The sequence below is a fragment of the Hydrogenophaga sp. genome, from assembly GCF_026125785.1.
In the GTDB taxonomy this organism is placed as follows: Bacteria; Pseudomonadota; Gammaproteobacteria; order Burkholderiales; family Burkholderiaceae_C; genus Hydrogenophaga.
The window spans coordinates 145,570-162,131 of record NZ_JAHCKL010000007.1; the positions used below are offsets into that span (position 1 = coordinate 145,570).

Consider the following 16,562-nt stretch of genomic DNA (forward strand, 5'->3'; position numbering starts at 1 on the left):
AATCAAGGGGAACTGTCGCCATCGCGGACAATAGGCGTCTTTGCCGATGACCCATCGCCCGCCTTGTCCTCCCTGCAGCCCGCCGCCTCACAGCCAGCCGCCCCGCTGACCGACGCCACCCAGATGACGCCCGAAGAGCGCCGCTCCAGCGCAGCGCTCGCGGCCATCTATGCGCTGCGCATGCTCGGGCTGTTCCTGGTGCTGCCGGTCTTCGCGCTGCAGGCGCGCCACTACCCCGGTGGCGACGATCCTGCGCTGGTGGGCCTGGCCATGGGCGTCTACGGCCTCACGCAGGCCTTCCTGCAGATCCCCATGGGCATGGCCTCGGACCGGCTGGGGCGCAAGCCGGTCATCCTTGCCGGCCTGGCCATCTTCGTGCTGGGCAGCGCGCTGGCTGCCTGGGCACCCACGCTGCACTGGCTGGTGGCCGGCCGGGCGCTCCAGGGCGCGGGCGCCATCTCGGCGGCGGTCACCGCGCTGCTGGCCGATCTCACGCGCGATCAGGTGCGCACCAAGTCGATGGCGCTGGTCGGCATCAGCATCGCGCTCATGTTCGCGCTCTCGCTGGTGCTGGCCCCGGTGCTGGCGGCCCGCATCGGCCTGTCCGGCCTGTTCGCGCTCACCGCCGTGCTGGCGCTGGCGGGCATGGCCGTGGTGGCCTGGGTCGTGCCGCCCGAGCCGCCACTCCCGGCCGTGGCCGCGCGTGGTGGCCTGCGCGAAGTCCTGGGCCATGCCGAACTGCTGCGCGTGAACCTGGGCGTCTTCGTGCTGCATGCGGTGCAGATCGCGATGTGGATGGCAGTGCCCGCCCTGCTGGTGCAGGCGGGCGTGGCCAATGCCGACCACTGGCAGGTCTACCTGCCGGCGGTGGTGGCCTCTCTGCTGATCATGGGCGGCGTGCTGTTCCGCCTGGAACGCATGGGCCATTTCAAGGCGGTCTACCTGGGTTCCATCGCGCTCGTGGTGCTGGTGCAGATCGGGTTCCTGCTGGTGCAGGACTCGGCCTCGCTCTGGCCCGTGGCCGTGCTGCTGTGCCTCTACTTCGTGGGCTTCAACACGCAGGAGGCCAGCCAGCCCAGCCTGGTCTCGCGCCTGGCGGCACCGCGCCAGCGCGGCGCGGCTCTGGGCGTGCAGAACACGCTGATGTCGCTGGGCATCTTCGTGGGCGGCAGCGTGGGGGGCCTCATCGCGCGGCAATGGGGCAGCACGGGCATCTTCACCGCCAGCGCCACGCTCATGCTGTTGTGGCTGGTGCTGGCGTGGCCCATGAAGGCCCCGCCAGCCGCCGGGTCAGCCTCGCGGCACTGAGGCGGCGGAAGGATCGGCCGGCGGACTGGCGGCAGGCGGCTCGCGCAGCGAACGCATCATGAGGGTCGACATGGTGCTGTAGAGCGGTCGGCTGATCATGCGCGACACCAGACTGGACAGCAGCGCGCAGGCCATCAGGCTGAGCACCATGCCATGGCCGTCGGTCATCTCCATGACGATGATCATGGCGGTGATCGGCGTCTGCGTGACAGCGGCCAGGAAGCCGCACATACCCAGCGCGATCAGCGCCGCGCCATGCGGCGAGCTCAGCAGCCAGGCCACGTCCGCGCCCAGGCCCGCACCGATCGACAGGCTGGGCCCGAAGATGCCCCCAGGCACACCGGTCCATGCCGACAGCCAGGACGCGATGAACTTCAGGCCGGTGAACAGCAGCGGCTGGTGCACGCTGGCGACATCGGCCGAATGGTCCAGCAAGGCCTTGGTGTGTTCATGGCCCACCCCCACGGTCTGCCCCTGGCTCACCACGGCAATCACGGCCACGGCCAGGCCGCACAGCGCGGCGAACGCCACCGGACGTTTGCGGCGGTAGGCACAGAAGCGGTCCGGCAGGCCAGTGAACGAGGCCAGCATCAGGCGCGAGAGCAGGCCACCCAGCAGGCCGCAACCGATCGCCACCAGGGCTCCCGGCAGCAGCAGTGCCCACCACGACACCGCCTCCACCCGCACACGGCCAAAGTAGGACAGGTTGCCAAACGCCGAGACAGCCACGAGGCCGGCGATCACGATGGCCGCGAGCATCAGGCCGCTGCTGCGGTCGAGCAGGCGGCGCGAGAGCTCTTCGATGGCAAACACGATGCCGCCCAGCGGGGTGTTGAAGGCTGCGGCGATACCGGCGGCGCCACCCGCCACGATGAGTTCCCGGTCGCTGATGCCCGAGGCGGGCGACAGCCAGCGCCGCGCGTGCAGCATGATCCCCGCAGCCACCTGGACCGAAGGGCCCTGCCTGCCAATCGACAGTCCGGCCAGCAGACCGCCGGACACCGCCAGGATCTTGGCCACGCTCAGGCGCAGCGAAACGAAGCGCGAACGCTCGCGCAGGGGTGTGGCCGGGTCCAGCGCGGTCAGCACCTGCGGCACGCCGGAACCCACGGCACCCGGTGCCCAGCGCCGCACCGCCCAGACCACCAGCGCGGTCAGCGCCGGCGTCCAGAGCAGCGGCGCCCACCACCACTGGCCACGCATCCGGCCATACACATCCAGGGCCGCATCGGCCAACAGGGTGAACGCCACCACGGCAAGACCGGTGAGCACCGCGTAGGCGATGACGATGGCACGGTCGATCCACTGGCGCGCGCCGCCCATCTCGTCGCGCAGGTTCTGCAGGAAATCCGGTTCACCCTTCATGGCCGGTCAGTGTAAGGGCGCGTCCGGGGCGAACCCGCAGTTGCGGCACAATGACAGGTCATCTTGCGGCCGCGCCCACGAGGGTTGCCGCCTCCACCTCAGGACACCACCATGGCATCAGTCAACAAAGTCATCCTCGTCGGCAACTGCGGCCGCGACCCCGAAATCCGCTACCTGCCCTCGGGCCAGGCCGTGGCCAACGTCAGCGTGGCCACCTCCAGCCGGCGCAAGGACCGCAACAGCGGCGAGATGATCGAGGACACCCAGTGGCACCGCGTCACGTTCTACGACCGCCTGGCCGAGATCGCTGGCGAGTACGTGAAGAAGGGCCGCCCGATCTACGTCGAAGGCCGCCTGAAGTACGGCAAGTACACCGGCCAGGACGGCATTGAGAAGAACACGGTGGACATCATCGCCACCGAGCTGCAGTTGCTCGGCGGCCGTGAAGGCATGGGCGGAGGTGGCGAAGAAGGCGGCGGTGGCGGCGGCGGCTACGCCCGTCCGGCGGCCGCACCGCGCGCGCCCGCGGCCGCACCGCGCCAGGCCCCGGCGGCCGCCCCTGCACGCCAGTCCAGCGGTTTCGACGACATGGACGACGACATCCCGTTCTGAACACAGCCAACCCACACGTACAGACGCCCGGCCCGGGGCCTTCATGGCCCCGGGCCTTTTTCATGGTGGCGAGCCCGCCGCACGCGCGGCAGGCGAAACCGGGCGACCGGGGAAATTTTTTCCCGAACATGGGGAAAAACAGAAAACAGATTCCCCCTGGAGCGCCCATTCATGGGCAAAAGGGACAGGGCTTGCCCTGGGTGGCCCGCAGAATCTGCGGCACCGCACCGTCGCCTCGCAAGAGCCCGCACCCATGGACATCTACCTCGACGCCAACGCCACCACCCCGGTGTTGCCCCAAGCCCAGGCCGCCGCGCTCGCGGCCATGAACGACTGCTTCGGCAACCCCAGCAGCACCCACACCAGCGGCCTGCGGGCCCGCGCCCTGCTGGAACGGGTGCGCGCCGACGCACGCCGCGTGCTGGGGGCGCCCACCGGACAACTGCTGTTCACCAGCGGCGCCACGGAAGGCATCCACACGGCGGTGCTGTCGGCACTCTGTGATCTGCGCGAACAGCGCGCCCGCGGCGCGCAGCGCGGCCAGGCCTCGCTGCTGCTCCACGGCGCCACCGAGCACAAGGCGGTACCTGCCGCCCTGGCGCACTGGAACCGGATCCTGGGGCTGGGCCTGGTGCTGAAAGCCATACCCGTCGGGCCGGATGGCCACCACGATCTGGACTGGCTGCGCCGCCATGCGCCCGAGGCGGCGCTGGTCTGCACCATGGCCGCCAACAACGAGACCGGCGTGGTCAGCGACCTCGACGGCATTTCGGCGGCGCTCGCGGACAGCCGGCCCCTCTGGCTGGTGGACGGTGTACAGGCGCTGGGCAAGCTGCCCCTGCGGCTGCTCGAACGGGGCATCGACTACGCGCCGTTCTCTGGCCACAAGCTGTACGCCCCCAAGGGCGTGGGCATGCTGTATGTGCGCGAGGGCGCGCCTTTCACCCCTTTGCTGACAGGTGGCGACCAGGAAGGCGCGCTGCGCGCGGGCACGGAAAACATGAGCGGCATCGCGGCCCTCGGCGCGGTGCTGGAGGCGCTGGAAGATGGCCAGACCTTCCAGGCTCCCACCGCCCTGCGAGACCGCCGCGAGCGCCTGATCGCGGCCCTGCGGGAAGCGTTTCCCGCGCTGGTGCTCAACGCGCCGGTCGAACACGGCCTGCCGACCACCCTCAACTTCGCCGTGCCGGGACTGGCCTCCAAACAACTGCTGGATCTTTTTGACGCTGCCGGCATGCGCGTGAGCGCAGGCTCGGCCTGCGGCGCGGCCAAGGCCCAGCCCAGCGAGGTGCTTCTGGCCATGGGCCTCTCGGAGTGGCAGGCCGCGTCAGCGGTGCGTCTGTCCATTGGCGCCGCCGATCCCGCGAGCGCCATCGACGAGGCCTGTGCCCGCATACGCGCCTGCGGCGACGCGCTGCGCGCCGGCGGCGCGGCCAGCGCATCACCCGAGCGTTCGTTGCAGGCGGCGAGGCCGTTGGCCGACAACGTGGGGCTGAATGCCGCGCAGGTGCAGGCGCTGATGCGCGCCTCGCCCAGGCCCTTGCTGGTGGACGTGCGCGAGGCCAGCGAACAGGCCGTGTCCGGCGAGGCGGTCCTGGGGCCGGGGTTCGACTGCACGCGCGCGCCCTTGTCGGCCTTGTCCAGCCACCTTCCGGACTGGCTCGGACTGCCGGTCGATGTACCGGTGCTGTTCTTCTGCCGCAGTGGCAACCGCAGCGCCCAGGCCGCGCGGGCGCTGCGCGACCTGGGCCGCGAGCAGGCCTGGAGCCTGGAAGGTGGCCTGGCGCTGTGGCCGGTGCACGCAGCGACGCGTGCACCGGACTGAGGCCGCCGTCAGGCCAGAAGCGCCCCGACCCGCTGGTGCAGCAGTTCGGGCGACACCGCAGCCGGGGCCAGCGGGGTCCCCACATTGAGGCCGACACGGTTGAAGAAACCGCGCCGGAACGGCCGCACCATGGCCACCCGCTCGCCGTTGCGTTCCTCGACCCGGCTGAAGTAGGAGCCCCAGAGGTTGGTCAGGCCCATGGGAATCACCGGCGGCTGCAGGCCTTCGCGCGCAGCGAGCTCCAGGATCTTCATCACACCGCCCTTGAAAGGCTGCAACTGGCCGTCGCGCGTGATGCCTCCTTCAGGAAAGATGGCCAGCAGCTCTCCCTCTCGCAGGGCGGCGGCGGCAGCAGCGAACGCCGCCTCGTAGGCCGCCGGGTCTTCCTTCTGCGGCGCGATGGGAATGGCCTTGGCCAGACGGAACAGCCAGCCCAGCAGCGGCACACGGAAGATGCGGTGGTCCATCACGAACCGGATCGGCCGCGGGCTTGCGGCCATCAGCAACACGGCATCGACAAAGCTGACATGGTTGCAGACGATCACGGCCGCTCCCTCGGTGGGAATGTGCGCGTCGCCACTTACACGGAAGCGGTACACCAGCCGCGACGCCACCCAGGCCACGAAGCGCAGCAGGTATTCGGGCACCAGCATGAAGATGTAGAACGCCACCACCGCGTTGGCCAGTCCGACCAGCAGGAACATCTGCGGGATGGTGAAACCGGCGTGCAGCAAGGCGCCGGCGATCACGGCGCTGGCGATCATGAACAGCGCGTTGAGGATGTTGTTGGCGGCGATGATGCGCGCGCGGTGCGTAGGTTGGCTGCGCATCTGGATCAGCGCGTACATCGGCACGCTGTAGAGGCCGGCGAACAGGCTGAGCAGGGTCAGATCGGCCAGCACGCGCCAGTGGCCCGGCACCGCGAGGAACTCCGCCACGCCCAGCGTGGCCGATGGCGGCAGGCCACGCGCGGCGAAGTACAGGTCGATGGAAAACACGCTCATGCCGATGGCGCCCAGCGGCACCAGGCCGATTTCCACGTGACGCCGTGAAAGCACCTCGCACAGCAGGGAGCCGGTGCCGATGCCCACCGAGAACACGATCAGCAGCAGCGAGGCCACCTGCTCGTTGCCGTGCAGCACCTCCTTGGCAAAGCTGGGGAACTGGCTGAGGAACACCGCGCCGAAGAACCACATCCAGCTGATGCCCAGCACCGAGCGGAACACCACCGTGTTGCCATGCGCCAGCCGCAGATTGCGCCAGGTCTCGGTCACCGGGTTCCAGTTGATCTTCAGCCCGGGATCGGTGGCCGGTGTCGCCGGCACGTAGTGCGCCGTGAGCCGGCCCAGCAACGCCAGCGCCACGCAGCTGAGGCCCACATGGTGCGCTCCGATCTCCGGCACGGCGATGATCAGACCGCCGGCCAGGTTGCCCAGCAGGATGGCGACGAAGGTCCCCATCTCCACCATGCCGTTGCCGCCGGTGAGCTCGCGTTCGCCCAGGTGGTGAGGCAGGTAGGCGAACTTCACCGGACCGAACAGGGTGGAGTGCAGGCCCATCAGAAAGGTGCAGAGCAGCAGCAGGGGGATCTGCGCGGTGAAGAACGCCCAGGCCGCCAAGGCCATGATCAGGATTTCCAGGCGCTTGACGAACACAATCAGCGTCCGCTTGTCGTACTTGTCCGCAAGCTGGCCACTGGTGGCCGAGAACAGCAGAAACGGCAGGATGAAGAGCGCCCCGATCACCAGGCCAGCCAGCGCCGGAGGCAGCCAGCCCACCTGCAACTGGTAGGTCACCATGACGGTGAAGGCGAACTTGAACAGGTTGTCGTTCGCGGCACCGAGGAACTGCGTCCAGAAAAACGGTGCGAAACGGCGCTGGCGCAGCAGGCTGAACTGCCCTCCCTGGTGGACCGCATGGTCGGCGGGCACCGCCGCCGGATCAGGGGTGGTTGCGGATGTGGACATGGTCTCCTCCTTCAGGACGCAGTGGTATTGGAATGTCTGCTCGCTGCCGCACGGCGTGCCGTCGGCGCATTCTGCCCGAGACGCACCGCTCGCAGCGCGGCGATCACTGGCCATGCGGCCGCTGCCGCGCACAGGTGTTTGAGCGTGTGTCCCGAGACCAGGCCTCCGGTGAACTGGAAAACGCCCTCGTCGGCCATTTCCAGCAGCTTGGCCAGTGCATACAAGGCCAGCACCCATCCCAGACGCACCCCCAGCGCGCCGGCCACGGGCGGCTGCAGGGCCGCCCAGCCGATAAGCACCATGCCACCGAACTGCACCACCACCCAGGGCAGCACATGGCCGTGGCTGAACGGAAGCACGGCGGAAGCCAATGCGGTGAGCAGCGCCAGACACAGCGCCTGCGAGGCCAGCGAAGGGCTCGCCCGCTCGGCGACCGCCAGCGAGAGTGCGCCGGCAAAGGTCACGGCCATGCCCGCACGGTCGATCACCAGTCCCAGCGGGTCGGGTTGCAGGTGGTACCAGGCCGAGCCCAGGGCCGTGAGCACCAGGCCACCGAAGAACACCAGCAGCGCCTGCCAGGTATCGACCGCGACGTGCCGGCGCCCGAGCACCCACAGCCCCAGCACGCCGGCCGCCGCCAGCGGCAGGTTGCTGAGCACGTCCATGGCGTTGGGCAGGCCGAGAAAGCTGCGCGCATCCACGAACGGATGCCCGTGGGCGTAAAGGGTGGCGTGGCCGTGCGGGTGCACCGCCAGGCCCAGCCAGGACAACAAGGCAGGTCCGGCCAACAGCGCCAGCAGCCAGAGTCCGAGCCAGCCCAGGCCCAGCGTGCGCATGCGGGAGACAGCCAGGGTGCGAGAGGGAACGGAAGGGGTGGGCACGGCGTTGCTCCTGTTGGAAATGGAAGGCGCAGTGTGCGAGCCAGCCTCGCCAGGAAGCATCGCTTTCCGATACAGTGCAAACGACACGTTCAACAGGTATCGAATTTCAATACCCATTCACCGCCATGAGCACCACCACCGACCTCGTGCATGCCATCAAGAAAGAACTCAAGGCCGCCCAGATGACGTACGCCGATCTCGCGCGCGCCATGGACATGGCGGAGTCCAGCGTCAAGCGCATGCTGGCCAAGGGCGACATGTCGCTCTCGCGCGTGGACGCGATCTGCCGTGCGCTCAAGCTGGACTTCGCGGACCTGTCGCGCCGCGTCGCCGACGCCCAGCCCCTGCTGCGCGAAATGACCCAGGAGCAGGAGCGCGCCGTGGTGGCCGACAAGAAGCTGCTGCTGGTGGCCATCTGCGTTCTCAGCCAGTGGACGGTGGAGCAGATCACCTCCACGTACCGGGTCAGCGAGGCCGAGTGCGTGAAGTGCCTGGCACAGCTGGACCGCATCGGCATCATCGAATTGCGCCCGCTCAACCGGTACCGCCTCAAGCTGGCCAAGACCTTCCGCTGGCGTCCGCATGGGCCGGTGATGAACTACTTTCGGGACAACGTGGTGCTGGACTATTTCTCGGGCGGCTTCGACCGTGCCGGGGAAGGCCTGATGCTGGTGCATGGCTCGGTCAGCCGCACCCTCGCCCCCATGTTCCTCGAACGCCTGCAACGCGTGGCGCTGGACTTTGCCCAGCAACACCAGACGGACCAGAAACTGGCCGAGCGCGACCGCGAGGGCTACACCCTGGTGCTGGCGATGCGCAGTTGGGAGTTCGAGGCCTTCAGCCAGCTCAGGCGCTGAGGGGTTCCCCCTGCCCCGGCCGGTGGCCGGCGCTGGCATGATGGCGGACTTTCCCACGAACGACGTCATGACCGACTCCCCTCTCCCGAACACCGACAGCGCGCCACCTGCCAGGCCCGCGCGCCACGCCGGCCGCCGCCGCAATCCGCAGGCCGGACAGGCCACACGACAGGTGCATCCCGCGCCACAGCGCCAGCAGCCCCATCCGGTGCTGGAGCAGCTCGCGCAGCTCTACCCGGCCTTGTTCGGGGAAACACCCCGCCCCCTCAAGCGCGGCATCTTCCAGGACCTGCTCGACGCCCGGCCTGACCTGCTGGAAAGCGAGAGCCTCAAGGCGGCGCTGGCGCTGCACACGCGCTCCACGCGCTACCTGAGCGTGGTGGCATCGGGCCAGCAGCGCCACGACCTCGCCGGCCAGCCGGTGGAGGCGCTCACGCCCGAGCAGGTGCACCATGCGCTGATCGAGGTGTTCCGCCGTCGCCAGAACCGCTCCCCCGAGGACCTGCGCCCCAAGCTGCGCCAGCGCATCGCCCAGGCGTTCGAGGCCTCGGGCCTGGGACAGGAAGCCTACGCCGCCGCAACGCGCAGCCGCGACGAAAGCGTCAACGAACTCACCCGCGAGGCCCTGGCCGAAGCCTCGTCCCGGGCCGCGCGCGACGAGGCCTTGCTGCGCGCCTTCGAGGCCGGCGGCCAGCCGATCGAAAGCTTCGCGGCCGCCTATGGCATGGGACTGCCCGACACCCAGCGCACCCTGCAGCGCGCCCGCGTGCGGCGCAACGCCCGGCCCTGAGCCGTGACCGCGCCGCATCCCGACATCGAATCCCGCTACGCCTGGTGGCGGCTGATGGCGTCCCTGGCGCTCATGACGCTGGGCGGTTCGGGCATGTACGCGGTGACCGTGGCGCTGCCCGCCATACAGGCAGATTTCGGCATCGACCGCGCCAGCGCGTCGTTCCCTTACACGGTCACCATGATCGGCTTCGGCGTGGGCGGCATTCTCATGGGCCGGCTATCGGACCGCCATGGGGTGATGGCGCCGGTGCTGGTGGGCGCGGTCTGCCTGGGCCTGGGCTTCATCGCGGCGGCGGCATCCTCCAGCCTCTGGCAATTCAGCCTGGCGCAGGGCCTGCTGATCGGCCTGCTCGGCACCTCAGGCTCGTTCTCGCCCCTGGTGGCGGACACCTCGCGCTGGTTCACCCGCCGGCGCGGCATTGCGCTGGCCATCTGCATGAGCGGCAACTACACCGCCGGCGCGCTCTGGCCGCCCGTGCTGCAGTACTTCATCACGCACGGCGGCTGGCGCCATGCCTTCACCGTGGTGGGCGTGGTCTGCCTGCTGGCCATGCTGCCGCTGGCTCTCATGCTGCGACGGCGGCCGCCGCCACTGGCGGATGCGCAACCCGCGCCCGCCGGCGGTCCTGTGCGCGTGCCCGGGGTTTCGCTGGAGCGGCCACTGGGCCTGTCGCCTGGCACCGTGCAGACCCTGCTGTGCGTGGCCGGGGTCGCCTGCTGCGTGGCCATGTCCATGCCGCAGGTGCACATCGTGGCCTACTGCACCGACCTGGGTTTTGGCGCGGCGCGCGGCGCGGAGATGCTGTCGGTGATGCTGGGCATGGGCATCGCCAGCCGGCTCGTCTCGGGCTGGATATCGGACCGCATCGGCGGGTTGCGCACCCTGCTGCTGGGGTCGGTGCTGCAGGGCGTGGCACTGCTGCTGTTCCTGCCCTTCGATGGCCTCGTGCCGCTGTACCTGATCTCGGGCCTGTTTGGCCTGTTCCAGGGCGGCATCGTGCCCAGCTATGCGCTGATCATCCGCGAGCATTTCGCCCCGGCGCAGGCCGGCGTGCGCACGGGCACGGTGCTCATGGCCACGCTCTTTGGCATGGCGCTGGGGGGCTGGATGTCGGGTGCGATCTTCGACCTGACCGGCTCCTACCATGCAGCCTTCGTCAACGGCATCGGCTTCAACCTGCTCAACATCGGGATCGTGCTGTTCCTGCTGAACCGGGCACGCGCCAGCGGCCAGGGTCCCGGCGCGCTCAGGCCGGCGCCGGCAGCGTGAACACGGTGAGCACGCCGGTGTAGCCATAGAGCCGGTGGTGGGCGATCTCGCCACCCGCGAAGAAGCCCACCAGCGGCACGTCGCCCAGCGCGCGGCGCACCGTCTGCAGTTCGGCGCTCGGACTGCCGAAATGCGGCCCCCCGCGGCCCGCACAGCTGACATACACCGCCCCCGCCATGCGCCGCGCGGGATGCGGCAGCGCGTCGGGCCCCGGGCTGGCCAGCGCGGTGGCCGTGCTCAGCCCCAGCTCCTCCGGCTCAAGTTCCTCGCGCACCTCGGCACAGACCCGCACCAGGTCGGCCCGCGCCGCCTGCGGATGGCGTTCGCAGAACGCCAGGCGGGTGCCCGTCGGCACCGCACCGGCGATCGCGATGCCGCGCCGTGTGGGGTCCAGCCCGATGATGTGGCGCACCAGCACGTCGGCGCCAAACTGGCCGCGCATGCGCGAGGCCTGGTTGCCCGAGTCACGGGCATCGACATCGATCGGCAGCGTCAATCCCACCAGGGTGGCGCGCAGCCGCTGCATGGCCACTTCGGGCTGCTCCAGCGCGATCTGGCGTTCGCGCAGCAGCACCTCCAGCGCGGGCTCACCGTCCAGCTCAAGCACCAGGTTGCCTTCTGCCGCCGTGACCACCCGCTCGGGGCCCACAGGCTGCGCGCCCTGGGTGACGCGCGAGACCAGGCCGACGCCGGCCCCGAACGCCACCCCGCTGAGCCCACCCCGGACCACCCCGCCCGCGGCGCCTTGCCCGCTGAGATTGCCGGCGCTGCCGAGCGCGAACTGCACGCTCTCGCCACGGCTGCCCACCAGGCCGCCGAACACGTAGCCGCTGCGCGTGCGCTCGGCCACCTCGGCGATCAGTTCCGCCAGTTCCGGCGTATGGCCATCGGCGTGCACCAGGGCGGTATGCGCCTCGAAGCCGCCCGATCCGGTGTCGCGTCCGCTGGCCGAAAGCGGGGCCACGCCGCTGAACACGCGGTACTGGTCCGGACTCAGGTCGCACAGCATCACGCTCATCGCCGGCTCGTCGAAATACTCCACATTGCTGGCCGACACGCCCACACCCACCGTGCCGGCCCAGTCCGTCACCTCGGGCAACTCAGCGCCCAGGTACTCCAGGATGGCCCTTGCCTCGTTGGCGTAGTGATCGGTGATGTAGAGCAGACCCAACGAAGGCGCGTTGGCGAAATCGGGCTGGGCCATCTGTGCGCGCAACTGGGCCAGCACCAGGGCGGCGGCCATGCGCCACTGCGGGTGGGTGGCATGGGCGGAGGGAAACAGTCTCATGGTGTGCGGGTCAGCGTCCCCGTGTCTTGGTCGCGGCGCGCTTCTTTGGTGCGGCCTTGCGCGGAGCGGTCTTGGCGGCGCGCGCGACGGTGTCGGTGAGGTTGCGCGTGACCTTGCCAGCCATGCCGGTGGCGGCCTTCACGGCCTGCCCCGTCAGCCCACTGGCGACCTGCCGCGTGGTGTCCAGCGCCGACTGCTTGGCGGCGTCCTTCATCGCGTTGGTGGCGATCTGCTGGAACTGCTGCGACAAAGCGCCCCACCACTGGACCGGATCGATGACGCCACCAGCCGCCGGCGCGGCGCTGGCGGTCTTGGACTTCACCGCTGCCTTGGGCTTGCGCCGGGCGGGTGCGCGGCCGGACGGCGCCTTCGCAGGCTCACCGTAGGTGCGGGGCGGAATCTCCAACCCCGGAAACTGGGCCGGCGCGGATGCGGCGGGCGCCGCCGCCGCGCCGGTGAGACCGGACAGGGTGTCGGCCGCCTTGATCTTGAGCGCATTGGCCACGTCGCCCATGCTGAAGTTCATGGACTTGAGCGTGGACAGCGTCATCTTCTGCACCTCCAGCGCCTGGATGGTGGCGCCCAGCGCTTTGGTGTTCTGGTCCAGCCAGTAGTGCACCGCCTTGAGTTCCTCGATGCGCTTTTCCAGGTCTTCGACATTGAAGGTCGGCGCGACCCAATGGCCGAGGTTGGGCAACTGCGGAATGTTCTGGCTGATGCCCTGCACCACGCCGCCCGCGGCCTGGCCGGCGAGGTTCTGCAGAAAGTCGAAGCCGGGGACGAACTTGCCGAAACCGCTGGTGCTGGAGGCGTCGCTCATGGGGATCTCCTGTCGTGCCGAGGTGGCCGTGGGTTCAGGTGTCCGCGCCGTAGCGGGGAGCACGGCGCTCACGCAAGGATGCCACACCTTCGCGCACGTCGGGGCCGGCAAAGCCCATGAATTCAAGGGCCAGCGAGGTATCGAAAGCCGGCCCGGCCTGGCGCAGCCAGTTGTTCAGCGCGTACTTGGTCCAGCGCAGCGCCGTCGCGCTGCCACTGGCCAGCCGATCGGCCACCTCGTAGGCCTTGTCGAGCAAGGCCGCATCGTCCACCGCGAGCGAGACCAGGCCGATGCGCTCGGCCTCTTCCCCACTGATGGGGTCGCACAGCATGAGGTAGTACTTGGCCTTGGCCAGCCCGCACAGCAGCGGCCAGACGATGGCCGCGTGGTCGCCCGCGGCCACGCCCAGGCGGGTGTGGCCATCGACGATGCGAGCGGACTTCGCCGCTATGGAGATATCGGCCAGCAGGCCCGCCACCAGCCCGGCGCCCACCGCCGGCCCGTGCATGGCGCTGACGATGGGTTTGTCGCAATTGATGACGTTGTAGACCAGGTCGCGCGCCTCTTTCCATACCCGGGTGCGCACGTCGAAATCCGTTGCCATGTCCTGTACCAGCGCCAGGTCGCCGCCCCCGGAAAACCCCATGCCGCTGCCGCGCAGCACGGCCGCGCGCACACTGTCGTCGCGCCCCACATCGCGCCAGATCTCGCAAAGCTCCCAATGGCCTTCATGGCCCGCCGTCGGCAGCTTGCCATTGCCACCCGGGCCGTCGGCGCGCATGCGAATGTCCAGCACCGAAGGCACACCGCCCACCGGCGGCCCCCGGCGGGTGATCTCCAGGGTCTGGTAGCGGCTGTAATCCAGGGGCGTCATGCGGGTCTCCTCGGAATGTTCGAAGGTGTTGAAGGCGGGGGCTATCGACCGTCCGTCCAGCGGCCGACCGTTCGTCCATTGTGCTTGACGTGGGTCAAGCACACCCGGCACCGAGAGGCGCAAGATGCTTCACGACACCCAGGAGATGACCATGACCGCCTCGATATCCGACACCTTCAAGGCACAGCTCGAAGCGCAGCGTGCCCAGGCACTGGCGCAGTTGCAGGCCCAGCGCGGCGGCACCTTGAGCCGCGCCGAATCGGCCGCCGACGCGCTGGCTCAGGCCAGCGACGATCAGGCCACAGCCGCCACCGAACGCGGCCTGGCCTTCACCCTGGAAGAGCGGGAGTCGGCCGAGCTGGTCGCCATCGACGACGCGCTGCGCCGCATTGCCGACGGCAGCTATGGCCTGTGCGTGAGCTGCGGCGCCTCCATCCCGGCCGCGCGCCTGCACGCCAACCCGGTCGCCCTGCGTTGCGTGAACTGCCAGGATGCCCTCGAACACGGCACCCCCAGCCGCGCCTGAGATGCTGAACCTTCCCCCGGACCTTTCTCGGAGCCTGCCCATGACCACCTTCCACGCCGTCGTCTGGATCGACCACAGCGAAGCCCACGTCCTGCTGTTCGACCGCGAGCATGTTGAGGCGCAGCGCATCAAGGCACGCAGCCACCACACGCCCAAGCACGGCAACCCCGGTACCGACAACGCGTACTACGAACAGGTGGCGCATGCGCTGCAAGGCGTCGCGGAAGTGTTGATCACCGGGCCGGCGAACGCCAAACTGGAGTTCCGCGCGTTCTGCCGCCAGCACCACCGCGCCATCGACCAAGCCGTGGTCGATGTGGTCAACAGCGACCACCCGACCGATGCCCAGCTCGTGGCCATGGCGCGCCGCTATTTCCTGCGCTTCGACCAGACCACGGCCGACCCCTCGCAGCGCTGAGGCGGCTATGCTCGGGGCCATGAACCCGACCCTGAGCACACGCAGCCTCTTTCACTTCGCTTTCCACGTCACCGATCTGGACGAGGCGCGCCGCTTCTACGGTGGCGTGCTGGGTTGCCACGAAGGCCGCAGCACCAGCACCTGGGTGGATTTCGACTTCTTCAGCCACCAGATATCGCTGCACCTGGGCGAACCCTTCAAGACCTCGCGCACCGGGCAGGTGGGCGACAAGCTGGTGCCCATGCCGCATTTCGGCCTGGTTCTGCTGCTGCCCGAATGGAAGGCCCTGGCCACCCGCCTGCAGGACGCCGGCGTGGACTTCGTCCTGCCACCGCAGGCGCGCTTCGAAGGCCAGCCCGGCGAGCAGTGGACCATGTTCTTCTGCGACCCGTTCGGCAACCCGATCGAGGTGAAGGGGTTCGCTTCACTCGACCAGATCTACGCGGTCTGAGCACACCCCCATCCCGGCAAGCCCTTCGACAGGCTCAGGGCGAACGGAGAGGGTTTCACGCCGACACCGGATACACCCCGGCCGCTCCCAAGGCGGGGTCAGCAGCGACCTGCGCAGCAGCGGAGCGTGGGGGCGCAACCCGATCCGCCGCCGGGCCGCCCCAAGGCGGATCAGCCCCCCCGGGGGGCAGCGACCTGCGCAGCAGCGGAGCGTGGGGGCGCGATCTTCTGGTCGATCGCACCAAAGAGGCTCTGGCCATCCTTGCCCTTCATCTCGATGCGGATGGTGTCACCGTACTTCATGAACGCGGTGGAGGGTTTGCCATCCAGGATGGTCTCGATCGCCCGCTTCTCGGCGATGCAGCTGTAGCCCTTGGGCCATTCCTTGCGGCCGTCGATCTCGACGCCCTTGTTGCTCACCGTCCCACTGCCCACGATGGAGCCCGCTCGCACGTTGCGTGTCTTGCCGATGTGGGCAATGAGTTGGCCAAAGTGAAACGTCATCTCGGGGCCGGCCTCGCACATGCCCACCTTGCGGCCGTTCCATGTGGACTGCAGGGTCAGGTGCACGCGGCCACCCTGCCAGGCGTCACCCAGTTCGTCGGGCGTGATCGCCACCGGGCTGAACGCCGTGGCCGGCTTGCTCTGGAAGAAGCCAAAGCCCTTGGCCAGCTCGGCCGGAATCAGGTTGCGCAGTGAGACGTCGTTGGCCAGCATGAGCAGGCGGATGCCATCCAACGCCTGTTCCGGCGTGGTCCCCATCGGCACGTCACCGGTGATGACCGCGATCTCCGCCTCGAAGTCGATGCCGAAGTCCTCGCTGGGGCAGACCACGTCGTCGCACGGGCCGATGAAGTCGTCGCTGCCGCCCTGGTACATCAGCGGGTCGGTGTAGAAGGAATGCGGCACCTCGCTGTCGCGTGCGGCGCGCACCAGCTCCACGTGGTTGATGTAGGCCGAGCCATCGGCCCACTGGTAGGCGCGTGGCAGCGGCGCCATGCACTGCGCCGGGTCGAACGGGAAGGCGTGGCGCGCCTTGCCCTGGTTGAGGGTCACATACAGATCCTGCAACTGCGGGCTGATGAAGTTCCAGTCGTCCAGCGCCTGCTGCAGCTTGTGCGCGATGCCGGTCGCATAATGCGCCGTGCTCAGGTCGCGGGAAACCACCACCAGTTGTCCGTCGCGCGAGCCGTCTTTGTAAGTGGCGAGTTTCATGTGCAAGTCTCCTGCTGCCGTGGGTTGGATGGAAAGCATTCTGCCCCCGGGGGGAGGGCCATGCGCGGCTCACCATTACGGATAGTGAAACCGG

16 protein-coding genes are annotated in these 16,562 nt (G+C 69.1%); 9 read left to right on the forward strand and 7 right to left on the reverse strand.

Features of this window, described 5'->3' with window-relative positions:
• Positions 1 to 123: 123 nt before the first annotated feature.
• Positions 124 to 1,308, forward strand: a complete 1,185-nt coding sequence (locus KIT53_RS09615) for an MFS transporter (protein WP_297751355.1) — start codon at positions 124 to 126, stop codon at positions 1,306 to 1,308.
• On the opposite strand, the gene KIT53_RS09620 is transcribed toward KIT53_RS09615, so the two are convergent.
• Positions 1,291 to 2,673 (reverse strand): chloride channel protein, encoded by a 1,383-nt coding sequence (locus tag KIT53_RS09620; RefSeq protein WP_297751203.1) that lies wholly within the window; start codon positions 2,671 to 2,673, stop codon positions 1,291 to 1,293. The two genes, KIT53_RS09615 and KIT53_RS09620, sit on opposite strands and share 18 nt — an antisense overlap.
• 111 nt (positions 2,674 to 2,784) lie before the next feature.
• Here KIT53_RS09620 and ssb point away from each other — a divergent pair, with 111 nt between their 5' ends.
• A complete protein-coding gene (gene ssb, locus KIT53_RS09625) occupies positions 2,785 to 3,285 on the forward strand; it encodes a single-stranded DNA-binding protein (protein ID WP_297751206.1) in 501 nt (166 codons plus the stop codon).
• A 253-nt stretch (positions 3,286 to 3,538) separates the two neighbouring features.
• The gene (locus KIT53_RS09630) at positions 3,539 to 5,110 is read left to right on the forward strand and encodes an aminotransferase class V-fold PLP-dependent enzyme (protein WP_297751209.1); all 1,572 of its coding nucleotides are present in this window, start codon (positions 3,539 to 3,541) and stop codon (positions 5,108 to 5,110) included.
• A gap of 8 nt (positions 5,111 to 5,118) precedes the next feature.
• Here KIT53_RS09630 and KIT53_RS09635 read toward each other — a convergent pair whose 3' ends face one another.
• Positions 5,119 to 7,077, reverse strand: a complete 1,959-nt coding sequence (locus tag KIT53_RS09635) for an MFS transporter (protein WP_297751212.1) — start codon at positions 7,075 to 7,077, stop codon at positions 5,119 to 5,121.
• A gap of 11 nt (positions 7,078 to 7,088) precedes the next feature.
• Positions 7,089 to 7,958, reverse strand: coding sequence for a hypothetical protein (locus KIT53_RS09640; protein WP_297751215.1), 870 nt, complete (start codon positions 7,956 to 7,958; stop codon positions 7,089 to 7,091).
• A 125-nt stretch (positions 7,959 to 8,083) separates the two neighbouring features.
• Here KIT53_RS09640 and KIT53_RS09645 point away from each other — a divergent pair, with 125 nt between their 5' ends.
• The 3 genes from KIT53_RS09645 (at position 8,084) to KIT53_RS09655 (ending at position 10,877) form a co-directional block, all read left to right on the forward strand.
• Positions 8,084 to 8,815 carry a helix-turn-helix transcriptional regulator gene (locus tag KIT53_RS09645; RefSeq protein WP_297751218.1) on the forward strand — a complete coding sequence of 244 codons (732 nt, stop codon included), beginning with the start codon at positions 8,084 to 8,086 and terminating at the stop codon, positions 8,813 to 8,815.
• 67 nt (positions 8,816 to 8,882) lie between these two features.
• A complete protein-coding gene (locus tag KIT53_RS09650) occupies positions 8,883 to 9,605 on the forward strand; it encodes a ProQ/FINO family protein (RefSeq protein ID WP_297751221.1) in 723 nt (240 codons plus the stop codon).
• 3 nt (positions 9,606 to 9,608) lie between these two features.
• On the forward strand, positions 9,609 to 10,877 hold the full coding sequence (locus KIT53_RS09655; RefSeq protein ID WP_297751224.1) for an MFS transporter: 1,269 nt from the start codon (positions 9,609 to 9,611) through the stop codon (positions 10,875 to 10,877).
• Here the strand turns inward: KIT53_RS09655 and KIT53_RS09660 are convergent.
• Genes KIT53_RS09660 through KIT53_RS09670 form a run of 3 tightly spaced genes read right to left on the reverse strand, consistent with a single transcriptional unit; the run spans position 10,855 to position 13,850 of the window.
• Positions 10,855 to 12,165, reverse strand: coding sequence for an FIST N-terminal domain-containing protein (locus KIT53_RS09660; protein WP_297751227.1), 1,311 nt, complete (start codon positions 12,163 to 12,165; stop codon positions 10,855 to 10,857). The two genes, KIT53_RS09655 and KIT53_RS09660, sit on opposite strands and share 23 nt — an antisense overlap.
• 10 nt (positions 12,166 to 12,175) lie before the next feature.
• Complete coding sequence (locus KIT53_RS09665) at positions 12,176 to 12,985, reverse strand: PhaM family polyhydroxyalkanoate granule multifunctional regulatory protein (RefSeq protein ID WP_297751230.1); 810 nt, start codon at positions 12,983 to 12,985, stop codon at positions 12,176 to 12,178.
• A 34-nt stretch (positions 12,986 to 13,019) separates the two neighbouring features.
• On the reverse strand, positions 13,020 to 13,850 hold the full coding sequence (locus tag KIT53_RS09670) for an enoyl-CoA hydratase/isomerase family protein (protein WP_297751358.1): 831 nt from the start codon (positions 13,848 to 13,850) through the stop codon (positions 13,020 to 13,022).
• Positions 13,851 to 14,010: 160 nt separating this feature from the next.
• On the opposite strand from KIT53_RS09670, the gene KIT53_RS09675 reads away from it, so the two are divergent.
• The 3 genes from KIT53_RS09675 to KIT53_RS09685 are packed head-to-tail and all read left to right on the forward strand — an operon-like array spanning position 14,011 to position 15,254.
• Positions 14,011 to 14,385, forward strand: a complete 375-nt coding sequence (locus KIT53_RS09675) for a TraR/DksA family transcriptional regulator (RefSeq protein ID WP_297751234.1) — start codon at positions 14,011 to 14,013, stop codon at positions 14,383 to 14,385.
• Positions 14,386 to 14,425: 40 nt separating this feature from the next.
• Positions 14,426 to 14,803, forward strand: a complete 378-nt coding sequence (locus tag KIT53_RS09680; RefSeq protein ID WP_297751237.1) for a hypothetical protein — start codon at positions 14,426 to 14,428, stop codon at positions 14,801 to 14,803.
• Between the two features lie 19 nt (positions 14,804 to 14,822).
• Positions 14,823 to 15,254, forward strand: a complete 432-nt coding sequence (locus KIT53_RS09685; RefSeq protein ID WP_297751240.1) for a VOC family protein — start codon at positions 14,823 to 14,825, stop codon at positions 15,252 to 15,254.
• Between the two features lie 170 nt (positions 15,255 to 15,424).
• On the opposite strand, the gene KIT53_RS09690 is transcribed toward KIT53_RS09685, so the two are convergent.
• Positions 15,425 to 16,468 carry a fumarylacetoacetate hydrolase family protein gene (locus KIT53_RS09690; protein ID WP_297751244.1) on the reverse strand — a complete coding sequence of 348 codons (1,044 nt, stop codon included), beginning with the start codon at positions 16,466 to 16,468 and terminating at the stop codon, positions 15,425 to 15,427.
• Between the last annotated feature and the right edge of the window lie 94 nt (positions 16,469 to 16,562).

Coding starts and splice junctions, on each gene's coding strand:
- KIT53_RS09615 (WP_297751355.1), top strand. CDS start 124: ATGACGCCCGAAGAGCGCCGCTCCAGCGCAGCGCTCGCGGCCATCTAT.
- KIT53_RS09620 (WP_297751203.1), bottom strand. CDS start 2,673: ATGAAGGGTGAACCGGATTTCCTGCAGAACCTGCGCGACGAGATGGGC.
- ssb (WP_297751206.1), top strand. CDS start 2,785: ATGGCATCAGTCAACAAAGTCATCCTCGTCGGCAACTGCGGCCGCGAC.
- KIT53_RS09630 (WP_297751209.1), top strand. CDS start 3,539: ATGGACATCTACCTCGACGCCAACGCCACCACCCCGGTGTTGCCCCAA.
- KIT53_RS09635 (WP_297751212.1), bottom strand. CDS start 7,077: ATGTCCACATCCGCAACCACCCCTGATCCGGCGGCGGTGCCCGCCGAC.
- KIT53_RS09645 (WP_297751218.1), top strand. CDS start 8,084: ATGAGCACCACCACCGACCTCGTGCATGCCATCAAGAAAGAACTCAAG.
- KIT53_RS09650 (WP_297751221.1), top strand. CDS start 8,883: ATGACCGACTCCCCTCTCCCGAACACCGACAGCGCGCCACCTGCCAGG.
- KIT53_RS09660 (WP_297751227.1), bottom strand. CDS start 12,165: ATGAGACTGTTTCCCTCCGCCCATGCCACCCACCCGCAGTGGCGCATG.
- KIT53_RS09665 (WP_297751230.1), bottom strand. CDS start 12,985: ATGAGCGACGCCTCCAGCACCAGCGGTTTCGGCAAGTTCGTCCCCGGC.
- KIT53_RS09675 (WP_297751234.1), top strand. CDS start 14,011: ATGACCGCCTCGATATCCGACACCTTCAAGGCACAGCTCGAAGCGCAG.
- KIT53_RS09680 (WP_297751237.1), top strand. CDS start 14,426: ATGACCACCTTCCACGCCGTCGTCTGGATCGACCACAGCGAAGCCCAC.
- KIT53_RS09685 (WP_297751240.1), top strand. CDS start 14,823: ATGAACCCGACCCTGAGCACACGCAGCCTCTTTCACTTCGCTTTCCAC.
- KIT53_RS09690 (WP_297751244.1), bottom strand. CDS start 16,468: ATGAAACTCGCCACTTACAAAGACGGCTCGCGCGACGGACAACTGGTG.